Raw genomic sequence first — 522 nt, 5'->3', positions numbered from 1 at the left:
AGCTACGAAGTTTGAGTTTACATCAGTAAGTCTGGAGTTGAGGTGAACTGTTTCATCGCCCTCTTTTTGTCTCGCTCCTGCAACCGCTTTGCTTTCCCAGGTGACGTTGGCAATGGAGTTTTCCGATTCTAACTTGCCAACAAATACGGTCGCGTTTAGATAATTATCATTGGCATATGTGTTGTAACCAACACCATACACGGTCGTACCATCTACTACGAGATCACGCATGCTCCCTTGAGCAAGTCTTTCGCCGTCTTTTGACGTCCCACTTTGCCAAGGAACTTCACTGATAACTTTAGTTTGATCCCAAATAGCGGCTTTGGAGGTATGGTGAGTGCCATTAGTATTACTTGCAGTTCTGGATACGCTTCCAACCGTAAATACACCATCCGTATTCCATGCGTGGCTTTCTACTACACTCGCTTCGCTATCTCCAGTAACAATATTTGGAAGAACGGGAGCTACGATGGTATTGCGCGTTTTTAAAGAAGATGAGTCTTCTTTGATACTCTGGTTACC

At 44.6% G+C, this 522-nt stretch carries 1 pseudogene; it reads right to left on the bottom strand.

Annotated elements, in window-relative coordinates:
* Window positions 1–522: pseudogene (locus R7O13_RS30765) on the bottom strand (hypothetical protein); the annotation flags it as partial.

This window comes from Vibrio sp. Y176 (assembly GCF_033438945.1).
Note: the sequence above shows the minus strand (reverse complement) of the source record. Positions and strands in the feature narration are given on the sequence as shown.